We start from the raw sequence: 22373 nt of genomic DNA on the forward strand, positions 1-22373 counted from the left end.
GCTTAACTCCCTGCCTGAATGGTCACACGACGGTTTTCACGATCAATCGGATTGATTTTTTGCTGGTTACGCAGCAGATGTACGCCGCCAATCACCACATAGTCTTCCGGCTTGAGGCCACTGAGTACAGGAACACTGTCCCGGCCATAGGCACCGAGCTGAACCGGAACTTTACGTAAGGTATGATCCGGCTGGACCACCATCACATAAGCCTGCTGATCTGTTGCCGAGACACTCGATAGCGGCACACTAAGCATATTATCGCGGCTGTGCTGAAAAAATACCCGGGCACTTTGTCCCAGCTGGATCTGGCCATTGCCTTCACGTAAGGAAACTTTAACCCTGAAGGTACGCGACTGGTCTGCTGCCGGTGAAATCTCGCGAACAAAAGCGGCAAATTTTTCTTCAGGTTTGGACCATAATGTCACCGTGGCAGGCTGTCCGACCTTGATCTCTGAAATGGCCTGTTCCGGCACGCCAATCACCACTTCACGCTCACCGGAAATGGCTAACTCATATGCCGCCTGCCCTGCGGCAACCACCTGACCCGTTTCGATATTGCGTGCCGTGATCACGCCATTTTTAGTGGCAATCAGCTGGTTATAAGTGGTCTGGTTTTTGGCAGTATCATAATTGGATTGCGCCTGTTTCAGACTCGACTGTGCAGCTTTATATTGATTATCGATGGCATCATATTGCGAGCGACTCACGGCATTGACCGGTAACAGCTGCTTGAAACGCTGTAGTTCATCCTGAGCAATTTTACTGGCAGACTGCGCGTTTTCCAGCTGGGCACGTGCCGCATTCAGCTGCAACTGGGCATCTTTTACATCCAGTGTGGCCAGCACCTGTCCGACTTTGACTTGGTCCCCGACATCAACGAAGCGCTGGGTCACCTGTCCCGCTACCCGAAAGGCCAGTGCTGTTTGCTGACGCGCCTGCACATCGCCGGCATAACTTTTCAGTTCATGCTGTGAAGTGCTCGGTGTGGTCACCATGACAAAGGGAATTTCCTGTTCTGCGGCGATTGTATCTTTACTGCACCCATTTAAGGTCACACTGCAAAGCATCATCATGCCAGCCAACACGCTGTAAATCCTGCTCATCTTATTCGCTCTTATCTGATCATCTTTTTTCGGGCAAACTATGCTGATATATTGAATTGCTTGTTTTTTAATTAATATACCACCCGGTACACTAATTACAACAGAACCCTCAAAGCAATGACCAAGTTGACTTTTTTTGGAAGAAATTGTGCAAATACCTGTAGGACGACCGAAAGATCTGGAGAAGCGCCAACGCATCCTGAGCGCGGCCAAAGCGCTATTTTTAGCGCATGGTTATCATGCCTCCAGCATGAACCAGATTGCCCGTGAAGCAGGGGTGAGCAAACTGACGGTCTATAACCATTTTCAGGACAAGGCGACGCTGTTCAGCTGTGCCATTGAAGATACCTGTGAAGCCATTCTGCATGAGCATCCGCAGGTCTTGCAGCCAAGCAGTGACTTTGCTCAGGAATTTTATCGGGCCTGTTTACGCGCTTTGAATATTATTAGCCTGCCTGAAGCCATCAAACTGGACCTATTACTCATGGAGCTGGCCTCGCAGCAAAGCCCGCTGGCAGAGCAGTTTTATCAGGCCTCGCATGCCAAACTGGAGGCGGTCTGGCATGATTTCTTTGCGCTGGCGCAGCACTACCAGTTTATTCAGGTCGATCGACCCGAGAAACAGACCGAACTGATCGTGTCCCTATTGACCGGAACACGTCATCAAAAAATCCTGCTCGGACTTACAGCTCCGCCCTCCAGTACAGAACAGCAGCAGATCATTAATCAGGCGATTGAATTGTTTATGCTGAAATATGCCATTGCTGATTAAATTCCTTCTGATCGCTTGAGTGCTGGCGACAGGATACTGGCTAAAATTTGCTAAAAAACCTGCAAAATATCTGCAACTTTTGTCTGTAAAGGACTTGGATTGTCCTACAGTCGCGGTATAGTCAAAGCAAGCATTTAAGGGAATATAAAAATGATTCAACAAATTGATGCACCACTACGCGAAGACGTACGCTTACTGGGTAATTTGCTGGGGGAAACCTTAAAATTACATGCGGGGCAGGATTTGTTTAATCAGATTGAGCAGATTCGTGCTTTATCTAAAGGCGCACGTGATGGACAGGTCGAAGCAGAAAAACAGCTAGAACAATTATTTTTGAGCCTGGAAGATGCGGAAATCCTGCCTCTAACCCGTGCCTTTACCCATTTTTTGAACTTTGCCAATATTGCCGAACAATATCATGTGGTGCGTCGTCGCCGTCAAAGCGAATTCGATGACACGGCAGAATCCCCTAATCCTCTGGTACCGTTATTTGAAAAATTTAAACAGCAGGAGATTTCTGCCGACACGCTGTACCAGCAAATCTGTGAATTAAAAATTGAACTGGTACTGACCGCGCATCCGACAGAAGTCAGCCGCCGCACCCTGATCCAGAAATATGATGGTATCAATAATGCCCTGTCCAAATTCGACCAGCAGAAACTCACGCCGCGTGAACGTCAGGCGGTGTTGGCAGATCTGAAACAGCTGATTAGCTCGGCCTGGCAAACCGATGAAATCCGTCAGCATCGCCCGACCCCGATCGATGAAGCCAAATGGGGCTTTACTACCATTGAACAGACCTTGTGGAATGCGGTTCCGAAATTTATCCGGGAATTAAATGGCATGGTCGAACAACAATGCGGCCAGAACTTGCCCTTAGATATTGCACCGGTACGTTTTGCTTCCTGGATGGGCGGTGACCGCGATGGCAACCCGAATGTTACCCATAATGTGACGCAAGAAGTATTATGGCTGTCACGCTGGAAAGCTGCCGATCTGTATTTACGCGATATTGAGAACCTGCGCTGGGAACTCTCCATTCAGCAATGTAGTACGGAAATCTCCGAGGCATTGGGTCTGGATCATCCGGAACCCTACCGTGAATATTTACGTGACACCCGTAGCCGCCTGAAAGCGACCCGACACTGGCTGGCAGAAAAATTAAAGGGCAATGATGCCGATGATAGTTTAGTCATTAAAAGTAAAGATGAGCTATTACAGCCACTATTGACCTGCTATCGCTCCTTAATGCACTGCAATCTGGCCGAAATTGCCAATGGCAGCCTGCTGGACTTTATTTACCGGGTCAACAGCTTTGGAATTGAGTTACTGAAACTGGATATTCGTCAGGAATCAGGACGTCACCGTCAGGCGATCTCGGCGATTACCGAATATTTAGGGCTGGGAAATTTTGAAACCTGGACCGAACAGGCACGTCAAAACTTTTTACTGCAAGAATTGCAAAGCAAACGTCCCTTGCTCCCAAAACATCTGAATGAACCAGCCGGCAGTCTGATTCAACATCCGGATGTACAGGAAGTCTTTGCCACCATGCGCACTCTGGCAGAACAGCCAAGTGAGTCTCTGGGTGCCTATATTATTTCCATGGCGGAATATCCAAGTGATGTGCTGGCGGTATTGCTTCTACAAAAAGAAGCGGGTATCAAGCACGCATTACGAGTAGTACCGCTGTTTGAAACCCTCAAAGATCTGGACGGTGCAGCCGAGACCATGTCGACCCTGTTCAATATGCATTGGTATAAACAGCATATTCAGGGCAAGCATGAAGTGATGATTGGCTATTCGGATTCAGCCAAGGACGCCGGTTTTATGTCGGCCAACTGGGCGCAGTACCGTGCTCAGGAAGAACTGACGACGATTGCCCAGCAACATGGCGTTCAGCTGACCCTGTTCCATGGCCGTGGCGGTTCGATCAGCCGTGGCGGTGCGCCAACCCAGCAAGCCTTGTTCTCACAGCCACCGGGGTCGATTTCAGGCACGATTCGGGTGACTGAACAGGGCGAAATGATCCGCTTTAAATTCGGACTGGAAGAGATTGCCCTGCAGAATCTGGAAATTTATACCGCTGCGACCTTAGAAGCGACCTTGCTCCCGCCACCCGAGCCGAAACAGGAATGGCGCGACTTGATGCATCAAATGACCGAACTCTCGGTTCAGGTCTATCGCCAGACCGTGCGGGAAAACCCGCACTTTGTCAAATACCTGCGCACTGTCACTCCGGAACTTGAACTGCAAATGTTGCCGCTGGGTTCACGGCCGGCGAAACGTAAAGTCAGTGGCGGGATTGAGTCCTTGCGTGCGATTCCGTGGGTATTTGCCTGGACCCAGATTCGTCTGATGTTACCTGCCTGGCTGGGTACCGGTGCCGCGCTGAATAAAGTACTGGATCAGGGGCAACGGGCGGTACTCGATGAGATGCTGGCAGAGTGGCCATATTTTCAGACCCTGATTGATATGCTGGAAATGGTGCTGTCCAAAGCCGATGCACATGTGGCCTTGTACTATGAATCACATCTGACCCAAGATGAAGATCTCAAAGTACTCGGCACAGAGCTGCGCCAGCGTTTGCAGGATGCTGTACAGACCTTGCTGACGTTAAAGGGTGAATCCAAATTGTTGAGTAGCAACGGCGTACTGGATCAATCCATGAAAGTCCGTAAACCGTATTTGTTGCCACTACATTTGCTGCAAGCCGAGCTGATGAAACGTCGTCGTCTCTATCTGCAACAGCAGCAAGCTGAAAATACCCCGGTGGATCATGCCTTGATGGTCAGTATTGCCGGAATTGCTGCGGGTTTACGCAATACCGGCTGATTTTTCGCCCTCGCATTCAAAGCACATCCTGGTGATGTGCTTTTTTTGTACATGAATTGGCCAAAACCACTCACTGCATCGTATTTTTTATAACTAAAATAACAAATCTTTATGAGTGAATTTTAAGCATAGCTATATGATTAATCCACTGATTTAACGCTACTTTTATATTAAAAATATTTACCAATTGATAAAAAATAAATAAAAGTCAATGAATTAACTTGAACAAAAAGTTGAAAGGAGTGATTAAAACTTCCAAAAAACCGGAGTATGATGTGCACAATTTATCTTTTGAGTGCTCATTTTATGTCCAGTTGGTTTCCCAAATGGCGCCCTTATGAGGGCAGTATCGATGCACGACCAGTAGGTACCGCAGAGTATTTGCCACCCGCACAAACGGTAGTTTTGGGTGTACAGCATGCCTTTGCCATGTTTGGCGCGACTGTACTGGCACCTTTTTTAATGGGCTTTGATCCTAACCTGGCGATTTTAATGTCAGGGATCTGTACTATTCTGTTCTTTTTAATCACCGGTGGCCGGGTTCCAAGTTATCTAGGTTCAAGCTTTGCCTTTATTGGTGTGGTCATCGCAGCAACTGGTTATGCGGGTGGTGGCGGACTGAATCCGAATATTGGCGTTGCAGCAGGCGGGATTATCGCATGTGGCATCTTCTATGCGCTGATGGGCTTTCTGGTCATGGCGACGGGCACCCGCTGGATCGAAAAGCTGATGCCACCGGTAGTGACCGGTGCCGTGGTGATGATCATTGGCCTGAACCTTGCTCCAGTCACGGTTAAAAGCGTCATGGGCAACACCTTTAATATGTGGATGTCTCTCGTTACCGTGATGTGCATGGGCTCGATTGCCGTCTTTACCAAAGGCCTGCTGCAACGCCTGCTATTATTGGTCGGTCTGTTACTGGCCTATCTGATCTATTTCATGCTCAGCAATATCATGGGTTATGGTACTGCAATCAACTTCCTTCCCATTCAGCAAGCGGCCTGGTTTGGGTTACCGACTTTCCATGCACCGACCTTTGAATTGAATGCGATGTTAATCATTGCGCCAATTGCCTTGATTCTGGTGGCTGAAAATCTGGGCCATATTAAAGCCGTAGGCGCGATGACCGGTGAAAACCTAGATCCGCATATTGGTAAAGCCTTTGTAGCAGATGGTATTGCAACCACTTTAGCCGGTGGTGTGGGTGCGCCGGGTATGACCACCTATGGTGAAAACATTGGTGTAATGGCCGTGACACGGGTTTACTCGACCATCATCTTTGCAGTCGCGGGTGTCTTTGCTGTGTTCCTGGGTTTATCGCCTAAGTTTGGTGCGGTGATTCATACTATTCCAACGGCGATTCTGACCGGTGCTTCGATTATAGTCTTTGGTTTGATTACTATTGCTGGTGCCAAAATCTGGATTGAGAACAAGGTCGATTTTTCGCAGAACAAGAACCTGATGGTGGCTGCGGTGACCATTATTTTAGGTACGGGTGATTTTGCCCTGACTTTTGGTAGCTTCAATCTGGGTGGTATTGGTACGGCAACGTTTGCAGCCCTGTTCTTAAACTGGTTCTTCAGTCTGGTCGATAAAAAATAACCGTAAAAATTGAAAATTTATAGCAGCCCTTAGGCTGCTTTTTTTATCTTTATATTTTGCAACTTTGCGATGAAAGAAATGAAAAGAAGCCCCGCAAGGCTTCTGTTAAAGCACAAGTCTGGTTAAGGGCGAAACTCTTTCAATTCACGTTGAATGAAATAATGAAACATTTCACGATACAGATGTTCAATAAATTCCTGATCGACGCCCTGCTGCTGCGCCAGTGCTCTGACATGTTCTACAATCTGTTCCATACGTTCAGGTGACTGTAAATCGGTTTCAGTTTTTTTAAAACGGGTGGTTTGATCAACATAAAATTGACGCGCAGCGATCAGCTCAACTAAAGCTGTATCAATGGCATCGATCTGTTGACGTGCATGTTCTAATGATTCAGCTTTGATCTTTTCCATGTTTTTTCAGTTCACTTTCAGTTTGATTATTACTCTTATACTTTTCTTCTAACACATTACTGAAAATACTTTCAATCATCCAGACCCGATATAAGCTATTAAATGTATAACTTTGATCATCGATGCGCAATTCCAGTACCGGAAAGTTCGGCTGCGACTTCATTTCACAGAGTATATCATTGTCCTGCAACTTGGCCAGAATATCGTCCTGGCTCAGCTCGGCAATGTTGAGTTGCTGCTGCATACGCTGGAAATGCGGTGCATAGGACAAGTCTTGACCACGGGTCCAGACAGCTTGCAAGATCTGATACATGGCCTCAATGCGCTGTTCTTCAGGACAGCTATAAAATAACTGCGCCATGGGGGCAATCGCCGGCTCAGTCGGACGGCAGAACGGGGTAAATTCGACCTCAGTCCGTTTCGATAAACGCGTGGCCAGACTCCAGTCAAACTCATCCCGGCCACGGTAAGACAAAGGATAGACTTTCAGCTGGATATTATAATAATCCGCCAGTTCTTCTTTGATATAGGCCAGCAACAACCAGGAAATCGGATCTTCCAGCGCAATATATAAATCCAGTTCCGGGTCCATCGACTGGATCTCGTTCAGCTCTTCGGCATCACTGATCAGATGCTCACGCCATTCAATATGATTGATCAGGAAAATCGGATTGCCGGTGAGCAGTTTCTGCTGCTCCAGACGCCGAGTCAGACGTAATAGGTCATCCACCGCCTGATACTGGCGGCCCCCCAAATCAAAATAGCTGGCCAGAACCGGGGTCTGGTCAAAAATGCGTTCGGGAAAATCCTGTGGCTGATGATGGCGGCTGGCCATGGCATATAAGGTACGTAATTTTCCGGTCTGCTTTTGCCAGAGCATATGAAATACATCTTCCAGCAGATACAGGAAATCCTGCCCGCGTAGCGGGGTGCGCCGTAAAATCAGTTCCGCCTGTTGCAAGGCTTCAGCGCTTGGCAATTCTGGCGTGTCATGAAAACTGAAACGATGCTGTTTCGACAAGATCTTGGCATCATTAATCGTGTAATGCTGCCATTCCTCAAAAGACATCTGATTGGGTGCTTCGGCATGCGCACTGGAAATGACGACTTTCAGCGGCTTGAGCTGCGGACTTAAAATTTCTTCAAGCTGCGGTAACTGCTGTACCGCCAGATAGCTGTACACATCATCCAGTCTTAAATGGATACTCAGCCCATCTTGAATAGATAACACCGTTTGACGGATTGGTTTCTGGTAAAACCAACTCGATCGGATTGGATCAAACCAACGGCGTAACAGCGACATGAGATCGGCCTCGACAAGAATGACAGTGCGCAGCTCGACAAAGCTAAATCTGCGCAGAATAATCTATTTTTAAGATCGCAGAGCCAAAGCCCTGCATGGTGTAAAAACTTATATCAAGTCATAAGCAAATGTTCAATGTTTAACAATGGATTAGAGGTCAAGATTCAAGTCAGTGACCGCCCCGGTTTCTGCACCTGAGGTCAGTTTGGCGAATTTGGCCAGTGCTCCATGGGTATAGTTCGGTTTTGGTTTGATCCAAGCTGCTTGACGTGCTGCAATCTCCGGCTCATCCACATGCCAGGTCATTTCCCGGGTTTCCGCATTAATTGAAATCTGGTCGCCATTTTGTACCAGACCAATCGGGCCGCCATCATAAGCTTCGGGGGTGACATGACCAATCACAAAACCGTGACTGCCACCCGAGAAGCGTCCATCGGTAATCAGGGCAACTGAAGCGCCTAAGCCCTTCCCGATAATCGCAGAGGTCGGTTTCAGCATTTCTGGCATTCCCGGGCCACCTTTGGGACCAACGCCACGAATCACCACCACTTCACCCGGCTGGACTTCGCCATCCAGAATACCGCGCATGGCACCCTGCTCACCTTCAAACACGCGAGCCGGGCCAGCAAAATGCAGTCCTTCCTTACCGGTAATTTTGGCGACCGCGCCCTTCGGTGACAGATTGCCTTTTAGAATCACCAGATGCGAGTCTTTTTTCACTGGCGCATCAAAAGGCAGAATAATCTGCTGGCCTTCCGGATAGTCCTGCACATCGGCCAGATTTTCTGCCAGCGTCTTACCTGTGACCGTCAGACATGAGCCATCCAGCATGCCGGCATCCAGCATGCGCTTCATCAGTGGTTGAATCCCGCCAATCGCAATCAGTTCTGACATCAGATATTTACCTGATGGACGCACGTCGGCCACCACCGGAATATCTTTACCAATCCGCACGAAATCATCCAGACTCAATTCCACTCCTGCGGTATGTGCCATGGCTAAAAGATGCAGTACACCATTGGTCGAACCACCCAGCGCAATCAAGACTTTAATTGAGTTTTCAAAGGCGGCTTTGGTCATGATGTCGCGCGGCTTAATATCCAGTCGCAACAGGTTCATCACCGCTTCACCGGCCCGGGCACAGTCAATTTGCTTGTCTTCCGATACCGCTTCCTGTGCCGAAGAGCCCGGCAGGCTCATGCCTAAAGCTTCAATCGCAGAGGCCATCGAGTTGGCCGTGTACATACCGCCACACGAACCCGGACCTGGCAAGGAAACCTCTTCAATATGCTTGACCTGAATCGCGTTGATTTCACCTTTGGCATATTGACCCACCGCTTCAAACACCGAAATCATGTCGGTATGGCCTTCGCCCGGTTTAATGGTTCCACCATAAATAAACAGCCCCGGACGGTTGAGGCGCGCCAATCCCATGATGCAACCGGGCATGTTTTTGTCACAGCCACCAATGGCAATCACACCATCATAAGCCTGACAGCCGACCACGGTTTCAATCGAATCTGCGATCACTTCCCGTGACAGCAGGGAATATTTCATGCCTTCGGTGCCATTGGAAATGCCATCTGAAATGGTAATGGTATTAAAGATAATGCCCTTGCCACCCGCCGCACTCACGCCCTGCTCTACGGTTCTGGCCAGACCATCAATATGCATATTACAAGGCGTGACATTGGCCCAGGTCGAAGCGATGCCAATAAATGGCCGGTTAAAATCGGCATCCTGAAAACCGGTGGCACGCATCATGGAACGCGCCGGTGCATTTTCAATACCTTCATAGACAGGGGCTGAATGCTCACGAATATTATCTTTACTCATTATTTTATTCCTTGGCGATGACCAATTTTAAACATGGGTCTTTGGCAATTTATTTTAAGATCATTGTTTGACATACTCCCACCACTTTCACTTTATTCAAGTGGGGGATTCTAAAAGCATCAGCTCTTAGGTGACTTCCTCACGGATTTCGCTTGCTTTCTGCTTCATCGGGCGACCTTTACCGCATCCACCCTCCACAGACAAAACGGTGTGTCCCACCGCCAAAATATTACGAGAAGCGTTAATATCCGCATTCTCGCTAAAGCCACACGCAACACATTCAAAATGTGCCTGAGTAAGCCTATTTTCTTTTGCAACATGACCGCAGGAGCTACACGTTTGACTTGTGTATTTCGGGTCAATCTTAACGAGTAAACCACCTCGCCATTGTTGTTTGTACTCCAATATATCAACAAGCATTGACCAACCTTGATCTAGGATTGCCTTGTTTAAGCCCGACTTGGCTTTGACATTCTTTCCTTTTTTCTCGATTGTGCCACTTGCTGACTTCGACATATTGGCTACTTTTAAGTCCTCAACTACGATCATTGCGTGGTTTTTGCTGAGAGTTGTCGTGACTTTATGTAGGTAGTCATGCCGAATATTAGCAATATGATAATGTAGCTTGTTAATTGTGGTGTTCAACTTTTTCCAATTTTCACTAAACTTCAATTTTTTGCTCAACTTACGTTGAAGTTTAGCTAATTTAATTTGGTTGGTTTTAAAACTGTTCTTTGGGTTAAATACCTCACCCTCAGATGTTGTGACTAATTTCTTGACACCTAAATCAACACCAACTGCGGTTTTGGATGGATGTACTGGATTTTCCAATAACTCTTTTTCACTGCCAAATGAAATATACCAATGACCTGATCTCTTACTGATTGTCACATTCTTAATTGTGCCTAGAATATCTTGTGATTTTCTAAATTTCACAAATCCTATGCCATTTGGCAGCTTAACTCGATTACCCTCAATTCGACAATATTTATCAAATTGCACCAATCTAATTGAATCGTAACCATCTGATTTTTTCTTAAATCTAGGCATCAGTGGGCGTAACTGGATTTCAGAACCATCAGTGAGTTTGAGGAATTTGGGCGTGCGTGGTTTACGCTTATTTTCTTTTAATCTTGCATGTTCTTTTGCATTGAAAAACCTTGTCCAAGCCGAAGCCAGATCACGAATTTTTTGCTGTAGGGAAACAGCATTAGAATGATTTGCTAAAAAAGCATATTCAGGATTCTTTTTAAGACTGGTGATTTTATTCACCAAATTGGTTGCATTGATAAATTCATTCTTTGCAAACATTTCAAATGACACAACTAAAATTTGATTCCAAACAAAACGCGCAGAACCAACAAGATTGTTTAAAATAACCTCTTGCTCTTCATTAGGCTCAAGCCTAAATTTATACGCCTTGTTGATTTTCATTTTTTTTAAAACTTATTTAAATACAATGTTATATTTCTTTTATTTTAACATAAAAACGAATTAAAGCTAAATTAAAAAACTTACGAAATTCACCTCCACCCTGACTGTCGGGTGGAGTCCTCTTTCATTTTAAGATAGTTTCTTGTATAAAAAAGCACCCCATCTGGAGTGCTATTTAAATCTGTAAAATTACAAATTAGATATCACGTACCGCACCTTTCGCCGCACTAGTGGTATGCATTGCATAGGCTTTCAATGCTTTTGAAATTTTACGCGGACGCTCTTCAGCGGGTTGCCAGCCTTTGGCTTCTTGCGCTGCACGGCGTTCAGCCATCACCGAATCTTCAACCGCTAAGTGAATCGTACGGTTTGGAATATCAATTTCGATACGATCGCCATCTTCAACCAAACCAATCGCACCGCCTTCAGCTGCTTCTGGAGAAACGTGACCAATGGAAAGACCTGATGAACCGCCCGAGAAACGACCATCTGTAACAAGCGCACAGTCTTTACCCAAACCTTTCGATTTTAAGTAACTGGTTGGATACAGCATTTCTTGCATACCCGGACCACCACGTGGACCTTCGTAACGGATCACCACCACATCACCTGCTGTGATTTTGCCACCTAAGATTGCTTCTACTGCAGAATCCTGGCTCTCAAAGACACGTGCTGTGCCGTTGAATTTTAAGATGGAGTCGTCCACGCCTGCTGTTTTGACGATACAACCATCCAGTGCGATGTTGCCATAAAGGACGGCTAAACCACCATCTTGCGAGAAGGCATGTTCAACATTACGAATCACACCATTTTCACGGTCGCCATCTAAACGGGTGTAGTAACGATCTTGTGAGAATGCTGTTTGCGTCGGTACACCGCCCGGTGCTGATTTAAAGAAGTTATACACCTCTTCATTTTCAGTACGGATAATATCCCACTTGTCTAAAGCATCTTTTAAGGTTGCTTCATGTACGGTAGGTACAGAGGTATCGAGTAAGCCACCACGGTCTAATTCACCGAGGATTGACATAATGCCGCCAGCACGGTGAATGTCTTCCATGTGAACATTTTTGACCGCAGGTGCAACTTTACATAGCACTGGCACTTTACGCGATAAACGATCAATGTCATCCATGGTGAAGTCAACTTCTGCTTCGTGTGCAGCCGCCAACAAGTGAAGAACGGTATTGGTTGACCCCCCCATCGCGATATCTAAAGTCATGGCATTTTCATACGATGCTTTGGTCGCAACATTACGCGGCAATACGCTGTAATCATTTTGCTCATAATGACGCTTGGTGATTTCCACAATCAACTGACCTGCACGCTCGAATAATTTTTTACGGTTGGCATGTGTTGCCAGCGTAGAGCCATTACCCGGTAAAGATAAACCAAGCGCTTCGGTTAAGCAGTTCATGGAGTTGGCCGTGAACATTCCTGAACATGAACCACAGGTTGGACATGCAGAACGTTCATAGGCTTTGACTTCTTCGTCAGTATAGTTGTCATCTGCAGCCACGATCATCGCATCAACAAGGTCAATCGCCTGTTCATTACCACGGATTTGGACTTTACCCGCTTCCATCGGGCCACCAGAGACAAATACCACGGGAATGTTCAGACGCATCGCAGCCATCAACATGCCCGGGGTAATTTTGTCACAGTTTGAGATACACACCATGGCATCAGCGCAATGCGCATTGACCATGTATTCAACTGAGTCTGCAATCAGGTCACGCGAAGGCAATGAATACAGCATGCCGTCATGACCCATCGCGATGCCGTCATCGACTGCAATGGTATTAAATTCTTTTGCCACACCGCCTGACGCTTCAATTTGACGTGCCACCAGCTGACCCAGGTCTTTGAGATGCACATGACCCGGTACAAACTGGGTGAACGAGTTCACCACCGCAATAATCGGCTTACCGAAATCTTCATCTTTCATTCCGGTAGCACGCCATAAACCGCGTGCGCCAGCCATATTTCTTCCGTGTGTCGATGTTTTTGAACGATAGTCAGGCATTTTATATTTCCAACAAAGTTTGAGCTTGAAATGAACCGGACAGATCCACTCTGGCTAAATCATACTGACAATAAGCTTAAATCAGTTAAATTTTACACCTATCATACTACAAGCCCTTGTTTTACAAGATGACCCTTTGGTTGTAGATGCAGGCAAAAATGTCTATAGAGAGGTCGTAATGATCTGACGATAAAAATTTCTTGATGAAATCTACTATACCGTCATCATCATCAGGACAATACAAAACTTTCATGAATAATTTTTACAATTTGCATGAGTTTTTTTTATATAAAAATTCCACTGAAATTCAAGCACTCACCGGTCTTATTCAATAAGTTTTTGCAACGATTAGGCTGAAATTTGGCTTTTGGCTTATAATACGCTTTAAGTTTATTTGGAATTTCATGTGTGAAGATCATATTTGCAGGCACACCAGAATTTGCAGCGACTGCATTGGCTGCGCTGCTCAAAACCGAGCATGAAATTGTGGCGGTGTATACCCAGCCTGACCGCAAGGCCGGACGCGGACAAAAACTCACGGCATCTGCGGTCAAGCAGTTGGCGCTTGAACACAATATTCCAGTGTACCAACCGCTTCATTTCAAATCTTCGACTGAAGAAGGTCTGGCAGCGCAAGCAGAACTCAAAGCCTTAAATGCAGATGTGATGGTGGTGGCGGCCTATGGCCTGATCCTGCCACAAGTGGTTCTGGATACACCAAAATATGGTTGCCTGAATATTCATGGTTCCCTGTTGCCACGCTGGCGCGGTGCAGCCCCGATTCAGCGCGCGATTGCTACTGGCGATACCGAAACCGGTGTGACCATTATGAAAATGGCAGCCGGTCTGGATACCGGAGACATGCTGTACAAAACTATCTGCCCAATTACCGCCGAAGATACCTCTGCCAGCCTGCATGACAAACTGGCGCTACAGGGCGCTGAAGCGACGCTAAAGGTTTTAGAATCGGAACAGACCTTGCAGCACTATTTAGCACAGCGTGAAGTGCAAGATGACAGCCTGACGGTCTATGCACATAAACTGTCTAAAGCAGAAGCGCAAATTGACTGGACACAAGCTGCGGCAGAGATTGACCGTAATATCCGCGCTTTTAATCCTTGGCCGGTAGCCTTTACCCCGCTGGATGACACAAACAATTTACGCATCTGGAACTCATCACTTTCTACGCACAACGCAAGCACTGCTCTGCCTGGTGAAGTGATTGCCCTGGATAAAGACGGCGTACATGTGATGTGTGGTGATCAGAGCGCCATTTGCATCACCAATCTGCAATGGCCGGGCGGCAAAGCCCTGAATGCTGTTCAAATTAATCAAACTCAAAAACTATCGCTAGGATATAAATTCACATGAGCCAAATTCAATCATCAGCTAAAAACTTGAATTTGCGCGCGCAAGTTGTCAAAACGCTATTGGCTGTACAAAACGGCCAATCACTTGCTTCTGTACTCAACCAACATATCAATATTGTGTCTGAACGTGACCGTGGCTTGTATCACGAGTTAACCTTGGGCTGTTTACGTCAATGGCATGGCCTGAAAGCCATTACTCTGCCGCTATTAACCAAACCTCTCGATAACCAGGCCTTGGAAAGCTGCTTATATTTAGGTTTATACCAGATTCTATGTACCCGTATTCCGGCGCATGCTGCGATTTCAGAAACGGTGACAGCAGCCAAACAACTGGGATTCGAACCTTTAAGTGGTCTGGTCAATGCAGTGCTGCGTCGTGTTTCACGTGAAACAGAAGAATTTGATCTGGCTTTAAATCAGGCACATGGCCTGCCAAGCTGGTTATTTAAGCGTTTAAAGAAAGACTGGCCGGAACAGCTGGCTGAACTGTCGCACGAGTTAAAACAGATTGCGCCGTTGACCTTGCGTGTCAATGTCAATCAGGTCAGCCGTGATGAATATCTGGAAATTCTGGAAGAAGAAGGTTATGAGGCACGCGCCTGTACCCTGTCTGAAGTCGGCATTGTGCTGGAACAGAATGTACATATTCCAAACCTGCCGGGCTATGAAGCTGGCGGTTTCTCGGTTCAGGATGAACACGCACAGCTTTGCGCAACTTTAGTGCCTGATCTTGAAGGCAAGGTCGTGGTGGATGCCTGCGCTGCGCCGGGTGGGAAAACTGCGCATATTCTGGAAAAATACAGCCCGAAAAAGCTGTATGCAATTGATCAGGATGCCAAACGTTTAGTGCGTGTGGCAGAAAATCTGGAACGCCTACTGTTAACAGAATATGCCGAAGTTGAAATTATCGCAGCCGATGCCATCAACTGGACAGCGCCTGAACCGGTCGACTGTATCGTACTAGATGCGCCATGTTCTGCGATTGGTGTGATCCGTCGTCATCCGGATATTCGCTTGCTGCGTCATTCCACAGATATTCCGCAAACCGTCGCGCTGCAAAAGCAGATTCTGGAAAATATGTGGCAACAACTAAAAGTGGGTGGTACTTTGCTGTACATCACCTGTTCGATTCTAAAAGCGGAAAATGAACAGCAGATGGTCGAGTTCTTTGCCCAGCATAGCGATGCCAAAGAAATCAAGATTGAAGCCGATTGGGGCATCGAACAGATTCACGGTCGTCAGTTGTTACCAACAGCCGATCAAGGTGATGGTTTCTTCTATTGCCGTATTGAAAAAACTTCATAAGTCATTAGTTTACAATCAAAAAAAGCAGCTTAGGCTGCTTTTTTTATGGAGTTGCCGGATGGCAACAGGACTTACTGAATAAACTTAAAGATCACCAGACTGCTGGCCAGCGCAGCCATACCGCTCACCAGTCCATATACCGTTTCATGCCCTTCGGAATAACGTTTTGCAGTCGGCAATAACTCGTCCAGTGCCAGATAGACCATTACCCCGCCAATTAAACCAAAAACCAGACCATATACTGTATCGCTCATATAAGGTGCCAGAATAAAGTAACCCAAGGCGGCACCCAAAGGTTCAGCCAGTCCCGACACCAGACTGGCCCAGAGCGCATAATCTTTGCGTCCGGTCGCCATATACACTGGCAAGGCAATTGCCACACCTTCTGGGATATTATGAATCGCAATTGCCACCGCCAAAGGCGCACCCAAGGCAGGACTTTCCAGCGTGGCAAAAAAGGTCGCCAGACCTTCTGGCAGGTTATGTGCGCTAATGGCGAATAAAGTCAGCATGCCGGTACGCAATAGTTGCGGTGAACTGACGCCTTCACTGGCATGCGTTTCAACGGTTTCATGCGGATTCGGCACAAAATGATCCAGCAATAACACCAGAATCACGCCCAACAAAAATGCAAAGGTGCCAAAGGCAAAACCGGTTTTTTCATCAAAAGCCAGACTAAAGGAGGCAATCGATTTATTCAGAATTTCGGTTAAAGAAACATAGATCATGGCGCCCGCGGCAAAGGCCAGACCAAAGGCCAGCAGACGGAAATTGGGTTTTTTTAAGAAGAGTATCAGTCCCCCACCCAACACGGTGGCAAGCCCAGCGAAGAAGGTCACGGCAAAGGCTGTATAGACTTGTCCATCTGAAACGGAAATCATGCCAAATCGTCAGCCATTAAAAAAGTCATTATCACCATAGATGATAATGACTTTCGTTTACAGTAAAACAGTAGGTTTATGTGAAGATTTTTAGTCTTCTGGTTCTTCCGGATTTTTTGCCAGATGAATCACGGACAGTACCAGACCACCCCACAATAAAACGATAGAGATGATCATCATCACCAGTGCAGATGTATTCATAGTCGCTCTCCTAGCTATGACGGTCTTTGACCAGACTAAACAGAATGGCGCCCAGAATAAAGAATGCCATGACACCTCCACCCACCATCCACAGGGTGCTGGCAGCATAGCCACCATAACCTTCTGCCATGATCGATTTCAGGGTCAGACCCAATGCCATTAATAAGGACAACGGCGTGATGACGGTCAGCATGAAGTTCCAGCTGCGACCAAGTTTCACGCTGGCGAACTGATTCACATGGCCTTCCAGCTGCTTCATTAATGGACGACGGAACCACGACAACAGAATAATGGAGATCAAACCACCACCGACAATACCGATATTATTGGCAAAGTAGTCAATAATGTCGACAAAGGTAATCGCACTATGGGTCGAGAACATCAAGGTAGAAATCACCGCTGAACCACCGGCAATAATCGTGACTGACTTGTTCTTCGACCAGCCCAGTTTGTCCTGGAATGCGGCAATCGGAACTTGCAGGATACTGACCATCGAGGTAATACCGGCAACGGTCAATGAAGCAAAGAACAGGAAGCCAAACAGGTCACCGCCTGCACCTAAACTGGAAATGATTTTCGGGAAAGCAATAAAGGCCAGACCAATACCGCCAGATACGACATCTTCAACATTTGCACCTGCGCTGAAGGCCATAAAACCAAGCGCTGCAAATACACCAATACCCGCCAGAATTTCAAAGGATGAGTTGGCCAGTGCTACCACGATCCCAGAACCGGTCAAGTTGGTTTTGCGTTTCAAATAAGAGGCATAGGTCAACATAATCCCGAAGCCCACCGACAGTGAGAAGAAGATATGACCAAATGCGGCCAGCCAGACTTTATAGTTACTCATGGCCTCCCAGTTCGGCGTAAAGAAAGCATTCAAGCCGTCGACTGCACCCGGTAAGCGTACCGCCTGAATCACCAGAATAGAAAATAAAATTACCAGAAGTGGCATAAAGATTTTATTCGCCAGTTCCACCCCACGGCGTACCCCACCGTAAAGAATCAGCATCACCGCAGCCCAAACAACCACCAGACCGAAAAACAGGACAGGAACAAAACCTAAACTTAAACCTTCACCATTTTGCAGATAAGTGTTAAAGAAAAAGTCCTGGGTATCTGTGCCCCACTGCTGCCCAAAGGAATAGAACATATAACTGCCGGCCCAAGACAAGACGCTGGCATAGTAAATCCCGATGATCAGGGTCACCATCACCTGCCACCAACCCAAGGATTCGGCATTCATGAGTTTTTTATAGGCCATGGGTGGTGCTTTACGGAACTTGTGTCCGACCGCATAGTCTAAAAACAATAAAGGCAAACCTGCTGCAAAAATCGCAATCAGGTAAGGGATCAGGAATGCCCCACCCCCATTTTCATAAGCCACATAAGGGAAACGCCAGATATTTCCCAAGCCAACGGCGGAACCAATGGCTGCAATAATGAATCCTGATCGTGCAGACCAATTCTCACGAGTTTCTGTCATAGAACACCTAAACTTTAAACCCCTTCAGATGCTGCTTGTTATGGTTATAGCGCAAGCAAATAAAGAAGCATTTCAATTATTTTGGGTGTTTGGATTAGAGCTGCACCTTTTGGGCGTCGAATTCTAATGTACAAACAGGTCAGCAGGTCTTACATCTTGCTTAAAGTCTGATCGAAAAGCTGACCTTGTAGATGGTTCAACAATACTGACTTTTTTAAATTTTTTCTGTAAATTCTGCTGAAAATATTCGTTATTTATAATCTATTCGAATTAAGCGTTCAATAATTCAACGAAACCTACCTGATTTTACAGGTTATATATTGACAAACTTTTTGGAATATATCTTTCTTAAGTTTGACTACAGAACCGTAGTCAAGCAAAGCTCATGCTGCGATCATCCAAATCGCCTTATATTTATAGAAGAATTAAAGTCAAAGGCTTATCGCGATGTGAGCCACTCTATAGCTGAAATGCGCGGAGCAGAGATCTGATCGCCCTGCTCCACGTGCATTTTTGACATCTAAAAATGGACTGCAATACCCCGGTCTGACCTGCAGCAAATCCATCACGGGATCTGAGCGATTGATGTCATTTACTTAAGATTTAATCACCAGCATCCGTTCTTCCTGCATATCGCGAATGGCAGATTGAATCCCTTCACGGCCTAAACCTGAATCCTTCACCCCACCATAGGGCATGTTGTCCACCCGGAAAGATGGAATGTCATTGATAATGACCCCACCGACATGCAGATGATCCCAGGCATACAGCATCTTGTTCAAGTTCTGGGTATAAACTCCGGCCTGCAAGCCAAAACGGCTACGATTGATACAGGCAATCCCCGCTTCAAAATCAGGATAAGGTTCAATCATCGCCACCGGACCAAAGACTTCATCACGGTAAATTTCCAGATTATGATCCACGTTTTCCAATAAAGTCGGTGCGAACATCACTCCATCCAGCTCACCACCTACCAGAATTCTGGCATCCTTTTTCAGTGCTTTTTCCAGCCATTTTTTCAGGCGTTTGGCTTCTGCTTCCTTGATCATCGGCCCCACCAAAGTTGTGCTCAGATTTGGATCGGTGGCTTTCAGATGTTTGAGTTTTGCAAGCAGTTTATCTCTGACTTCGGCATAAATATCCTGATGCACCAGAATGCGCTGCACACTGATACAGACCTGCCCGGCATGACCATAAGCACCACCAACCAGACGGGTAATCAAGGCATCATTAATTTCGGTATCCGGCTCGATCATCACTGCGGCATTACCGCCCAGCTCCAGAACCACTTTTTTGCGGCCAGCTCGCGCTTTCATATCCCAACCCACCACATCGGAACCGGTAAAACTGAGTAATTTAAAACGGTCATCGGTGACCAGCACATCGGCCAGCTCGCGCGGACAGGGTAAAACTGAAAATGCGCCTTTCGGCAAATCGGTTTCCGCCAGAATCTCGGCAATTTTCAAGGCAGAAATCGGCGTCAGACTGGCGGGTTTCAACACGAAAGGACAACCGGCAGCAATTGCCGGTGCAATTTTATGGGCGGTCAGATTTAAGGGAAAATTAAAAGGGCTGATTAAAGACACTGCGCCAATCGGCACCTGCTTAACCATACCCTGATACCCCGATGCTGCCGCGGTTACAGCCAAAGGCAGCATACGTCCCTGATCAATTTGAGTCACGGCATCTGCGGCAATTTGAAAGGTATTAATCAGACGCTCGACTTCGGCTTCTGCCGCTTTGCGCGGTTTACCGCCTTCTGCAATCAGAATTTCAGTCAGTTCTTCACGAATTTCATGAAAACGGCGCACACAATGCAGTAGAATTTTCTGTTTTTGAAAGGGTTCTAAAGCCGCCATCTCTGCCTCGGTGTCTAGGGCAGACTGGATGGCCTGCTCCAGACTTTTGGCATCGGCCAAAGCGACACGTGCATAGAGTGCTTGCGTATATTTATGTTTAACCTCTAGCCATTCTCCGGTCTGAACCGCCTGACCAGCCACATAGAATGAATAGTCTTTACACTGTTGTACTGCTGTAGATCGCATTTTTTAGTCCTTCAAAATCTCAGGATATACATTTTTGAAATTCTCTATATCATGCACTTGCTGATAAATATTAAGAAGATGTTTTTAAGTAACCAGACACGCTCAATTTTAATAAAGCTTTAGGGACTCACTGTCATGCAGACAAAAATACTCGCCACATTATTCTTCAGTTTTGGATTAAGCACGCTCAGTCATGCAGATTTCATCGGGGCAAAAGCCGATCTCAGCTACTGGAATTTTAACGGTTATAGCGAAAATAGCAGTATGAAACATGATCTGGATCGACAAGGTACGGCGCAGCTGTCCGTGGCTTTTGAACATCCAGTGCCACTGTTGCCAAATGCCAAAATCAAATATGTCAATCTGGACAGCAACAGCGAACAAAGCACTCCGATCAATGCCTCAGAAATCAAACTGAAGAATATTGACTATATTCTGTATTACGAATTGCTGGATACCGTGGTACATGCCGATATAGGCGCAGGCTTAAGCAATCTGGAGGGTACGGTAAAAAACCTGAATACCGGGGCTTTCACGCAATACGATCTGGATGAATACACTCCACTGCTCTATGCAACTGCAGGGGTTAAATTGCCATTTACCGGACTGAGTGCCAAAGCAGAAGCCGTTTACAGTCATGGCAGCGATAGTAAAAAGACCGATGTACAGGCTGAGTTACAATATGATTTTATTGATAATCTGCTGGTCGATGTCGGTGCCAAAATCGGTTATCGCATGATGACGGTAGATTTTCAACAGGAGCAACGTCCAGATTTACAGCTGGAATTTAAAGGCCCGTATATTGGCTTAGATGTACATTTTTGATGCCAAGAATTCAGCAGCTGGTCGTGCTCAATTTCTCTGCGTTCATGTAAGTCAAAGCGTACAACAATAAGCGCAATCTGCTGCTGGTACAAAATCTGCTTGTGTATTACTTTAGACACATAGAGAGCAGGATGCTCCGAAAACCTAAAAACAACAAGAATAAACAAGCATCAGGACGTGAGGTACGACAGGAGTTATACCTAAATCACGAGATACGGAAAAAGCCCCAACAGGATGTTGGGGCTTTTTTTCTGCTATTTCTTTTTCTGTGCATTGTTTTATTTATCTTTGCTTAACAGTTCCGAGTTAAAACTCCAACATTGTAAAAATCGGCTTGTTGTTAAGCTAAAAATCCTCACATTTTTTGGGAACAGCAATCATGGTAAAAAAGGTCCTCTTTATTACATCCAATCAAGGTATTGAACATGATGAACTGACTGAGCCTTTAAATTTTTTAAAGTCCAAAGGTTTTGAAGTGATTCATGCTGCAGAAAAAAATGAAGATGTAGCCACTGTCAAAGGTGATACCAAAGCTGCTACCCAATATACGCCTGATACCAGTTTTGACCATGTCGACCTGAATGATTATGATCTGTTGGTGATTCCAGGTGGTACAGTCAACGCAGATACTTTAAGAATTAATCAGGATGCCCAGAAAATTATTCAGCATTTTGCCGACAATCACAAACCGATTGCGGCGATCTGTCATGGGCCATGGGCCTTAATTGATGCAGATCGAATTAAAGACAAGAATCTGACCTCGTATAAGAGCATCAAGCTGGATCTGGAAAATGCCGGCGGTAAATGGGTCGATGAAGAAGTGCATCGCTGTAATACCGGCGGCTGGGTACTGATTACTTCACGGAATCCGGATGATCTTCCGGCCTTTAATGAAGCCATTTTAAAAGAACTTGAAGGCGATGCTGCCTAAGTTCC

At 46.3% G+C, this 22373-nt stretch carries 17 protein-coding genes; 7 read left to right on the forward strand and 10 right to left on the reverse strand.

Annotation, left to right across the window (positions count from 1 at the left end):
* Positions 1-2: 2 nt before the first annotated feature.
* On the reverse strand, positions 3-1106 hold the full coding sequence (locus FTU42_RS13175) for an efflux RND transporter periplasmic adaptor subunit (protein WP_180083560.1): 1104 nt from the start codon (positions 1104-1106) through the stop codon (positions 3-5).
* Positions 1107-1254: 148 nt separating this feature from the next.
* Here FTU42_RS13175 and FTU42_RS13180 point away from each other — a divergent pair, with 148 nt between their 5' ends.
* From FTU42_RS13180 to FTU42_RS13190, 3 genes are all read left to right on the forward strand, one after another.
* Positions 1255-1878 carry a TetR/AcrR family transcriptional regulator gene (locus tag FTU42_RS13180; protein WP_100535506.1) on the forward strand — a complete coding sequence of 208 codons (624 nt, stop codon included), beginning with the start codon at positions 1255-1257 and terminating at the stop codon, positions 1876-1878.
* A gap of 150 nt (positions 1879-2028) precedes the next feature.
* Positions 2029-4713 carry a phosphoenolpyruvate carboxylase gene (gene ppc, locus FTU42_RS13185; RefSeq protein WP_180083564.1) on the forward strand — a complete coding sequence of 895 codons (2685 nt, stop codon included), beginning with the start codon at positions 2029-2031 and terminating at the stop codon, positions 4711-4713.
* Between the two features lie 306 nt (positions 4714-5019).
* Positions 5020-6315, forward strand: coding sequence for a solute carrier family 23 protein (locus tag FTU42_RS13190; protein ID WP_148334914.1), 1296 nt, complete (start codon positions 5020-5022; stop codon positions 6313-6315).
* A 122-nt stretch (positions 6316-6437) separates the two neighbouring features.
* On the opposite strand, the gene FTU42_RS13195 is transcribed toward FTU42_RS13190, so the two are convergent.
* The 5 genes from FTU42_RS13195 to ilvD (FTU42_RS13215) all read right to left on the reverse strand — a co-directional run bounded on the left by FTU42_RS13195 (position 6438) and on the right by ilvD (FTU42_RS13215) (position 13324).
* The gene (locus FTU42_RS13195) at positions 6438-6725 is read right to left on the reverse strand and encodes a chorismate mutase (RefSeq protein WP_005173592.1); all 288 of its coding nucleotides are present in this window, start codon (positions 6723-6725) and stop codon (positions 6438-6440) included.
* A complete protein-coding gene (locus FTU42_RS13200; RefSeq protein WP_180083567.1) occupies positions 6706-8028 on the reverse strand; it encodes a hypothetical protein in 1323 nt (440 codons plus the stop codon). The genes FTU42_RS13195 and FTU42_RS13200 overlap by 20 nt, the downstream gene beginning before the upstream one ends.
* Before the next feature lie 150 nt (positions 8029-8178).
* The gene (gene ilvD, locus FTU42_RS13205; RefSeq protein ID WP_004280835.1) at positions 8179-9864 is read right to left on the reverse strand and encodes a dihydroxy-acid dehydratase; all 1686 of its coding nucleotides are present in this window, start codon (positions 9862-9864) and stop codon (positions 8179-8181) included.
* 126 nt (positions 9865-9990) lie between these two features.
* Positions 9991-11298, reverse strand: a complete 1308-nt coding sequence (locus FTU42_RS13210; protein WP_180083570.1) for an RNA-guided endonuclease TnpB family protein — start codon at positions 11296-11298, stop codon at positions 9991-9993.
* 196 nt (positions 11299-11494) lie between these two features.
* The gene (ilvD, locus tag FTU42_RS13215) at positions 11495-13324 is read right to left on the reverse strand and encodes a dihydroxy-acid dehydratase (protein WP_180083573.1); all 1830 of its coding nucleotides are present in this window, start codon (positions 13322-13324) and stop codon (positions 11495-11497) included.
* A gap of 408 nt (positions 13325-13732) precedes the next feature.
* Between ilvD (FTU42_RS13215) and fmt the strand changes: the two genes are divergently transcribed.
* Together fmt and rsmB are read left to right on the forward strand one after the other, a co-directional pair.
* Positions 13733-14695, forward strand: a complete 963-nt coding sequence (gene fmt / locus FTU42_RS13220) for a methionyl-tRNA formyltransferase (RefSeq protein ID WP_100329643.1) — start codon at positions 13733-13735, stop codon at positions 14693-14695.
* Entirely contained in the window at positions 14692-15999 is a 1308-nt protein-coding gene (rsmB, locus tag FTU42_RS13225) for a 16S rRNA (cytosine(967)-C(5))-methyltransferase RsmB (RefSeq protein ID WP_180083575.1), read from the forward strand. The genes fmt and rsmB overlap by 4 nt, the downstream gene beginning before the upstream one ends.
* Positions 16000-16070: 71 nt before the next feature.
* Here rsmB and zupT read toward each other — a convergent pair whose 3' ends face one another.
* The 4 genes from zupT to FTU42_RS13245 form a co-directional block, all read right to left on the reverse strand.
* The gene (zupT, locus tag FTU42_RS13230) at positions 16071-16880 is read right to left on the reverse strand and encodes a zinc transporter ZupT (RefSeq protein ID WP_074383769.1); all 810 of its coding nucleotides are present in this window, start codon (positions 16878-16880) and stop codon (positions 16071-16073) included.
* Between the two features lie 90 nt (positions 16881-16970).
* Positions 16971-17081 carry a methionine/alanine import family NSS transporter small subunit gene (locus tag FTU42_RS13235; RefSeq protein ID WP_005173576.1) on the reverse strand — a complete coding sequence of 37 codons (111 nt, stop codon included), beginning with the start codon at positions 17079-17081 and terminating at the stop codon, positions 16971-16973.
* 10 nt (positions 17082-17091) lie between these two features.
* The gene (locus tag FTU42_RS13240; protein WP_074383770.1) at positions 17092-18567 is read right to left on the reverse strand and encodes a sodium-dependent transporter; all 1476 of its coding nucleotides are present in this window, start codon (positions 18565-18567) and stop codon (positions 17092-17094) included.
* A 596-nt stretch (positions 18568-19163) separates the two neighbouring features.
* A complete protein-coding gene (locus tag FTU42_RS13245) occupies positions 19164-20612 on the reverse strand; it encodes an aldehyde dehydrogenase family protein (RefSeq protein WP_180075602.1) in 1449 nt (482 codons plus the stop codon).
* Positions 20613-20747: 135 nt separating this feature from the next.
* Here FTU42_RS13245 and FTU42_RS13250 point away from each other — a divergent pair, with 135 nt between their 5' ends.
* On the forward strand, positions 20748-21437 hold the full coding sequence (locus FTU42_RS13250) for a TIGR04219 family outer membrane beta-barrel protein (protein ID WP_180072911.1): 690 nt from the start codon (positions 20748-20750) through the stop codon (positions 21435-21437).
* Between the two features lie 379 nt (positions 21438-21816).
* Complete coding sequence (locus FTU42_RS13255) at positions 21817-22368, forward strand: type 1 glutamine amidotransferase domain-containing protein (RefSeq protein WP_005173569.1); 552 nt, start codon at positions 21817-21819, stop codon at positions 22366-22368.
* Positions 22369-22373: the final 5 nt, after the last annotated feature.

It is taken from the genome of Acinetobacter sp. YH12102 (assembly GCF_013419125.1).
Classification (GTDB): Bacteria; Pseudomonadota; Gammaproteobacteria; order Pseudomonadales; family Moraxellaceae; genus Acinetobacter; species Acinetobacter pseudolwoffii.

What these genes read in the sequence shown, in the direction of transcription:
- ilvD (WP_180083573.1), bottom strand. Translation starts at nt 13,324, where the DNA reads ATGCCTGACTATCGTTCAAAAACATCGACACACGGAAGAAATATGGCT.
- FTU42_RS13210 (WP_180083570.1), bottom strand. Translation starts at nt 11,298, where the DNA reads ATGAAAATCAACAAGGCGTATAAATTTAGGCTTGAGCCTAATGAAGAG.
- FTU42_RS13175 (WP_180083560.1), bottom strand. Translation starts at nt 1,106, where the DNA reads ATGAGCAGGATTTACAGCGTGTTGGCTGGCATGATGATGCTTTGCAGT.
- FTU42_RS13195 (WP_005173592.1), bottom strand. Translation starts at nt 6,725, where the DNA reads ATGGAAAAGATCAAAGCTGAATCATTAGAACATGCACGTCAACAGATC.
- ilvD (WP_004280835.1), bottom strand. Translation starts at nt 9,864, where the DNA reads ATGAGTAAAGATAATATTCGTGAGCATTCAGCCCCTGTCTATGAAGGT.
- FTU42_RS13245 (WP_180075602.1), bottom strand. Translation starts at nt 20,612, where the DNA reads ATGCGATCTACAGCAGTACAACAGTGTAAAGACTATTCATTCTATGTG.
- ppc (WP_180083564.1), top strand. Translation starts at nt 2,029, where the DNA reads ATGATTCAACAAATTGATGCACCACTACGCGAAGACGTACGCTTACTG.
- FTU42_RS13240 (WP_074383770.1), bottom strand. Translation starts at nt 18,567, where the DNA reads ATGACAGAAACTCGTGAGAATTGGTCTGCACGATCAGGATTCATTATT.
- FTU42_RS13190 (WP_148334914.1), top strand. Translation starts at nt 5,020, where the DNA reads ATGTCCAGTTGGTTTCCCAAATGGCGCCCTTATGAGGGCAGTATCGAT.
- FTU42_RS13235 (WP_005173576.1), bottom strand. Translation starts at nt 17,081, where the DNA reads ATGAATACATCTGCACTGGTGATGATGATCATCTCTATCGTTTTATTG.
- zupT (WP_074383769.1), bottom strand. Translation starts at nt 16,880, where the DNA reads ATGATTTCCGTTTCAGATGGACAAGTCTATACAGCCTTTGCCGTGACC.
- FTU42_RS13200 (WP_180083567.1), bottom strand. Translation starts at nt 8,028, where the DNA reads ATGTCGCTGTTACGCCGTTGGTTTGATCCAATCCGATCGAGTTGGTTT.
- rsmB (WP_180083575.1), top strand. Translation starts at nt 14,692, where the DNA reads ATGAGCCAAATTCAATCATCAGCTAAAAACTTGAATTTGCGCGCGCAA.
- FTU42_RS13250 (WP_180072911.1), top strand. Translation starts at nt 20,748, where the DNA reads ATGCAGACAAAAATACTCGCCACATTATTCTTCAGTTTTGGATTAAGC.
- FTU42_RS13255 (WP_005173569.1), top strand. Translation starts at nt 21,817, where the DNA reads ATGGTAAAAAAGGTCCTCTTTATTACATCCAATCAAGGTATTGAACAT.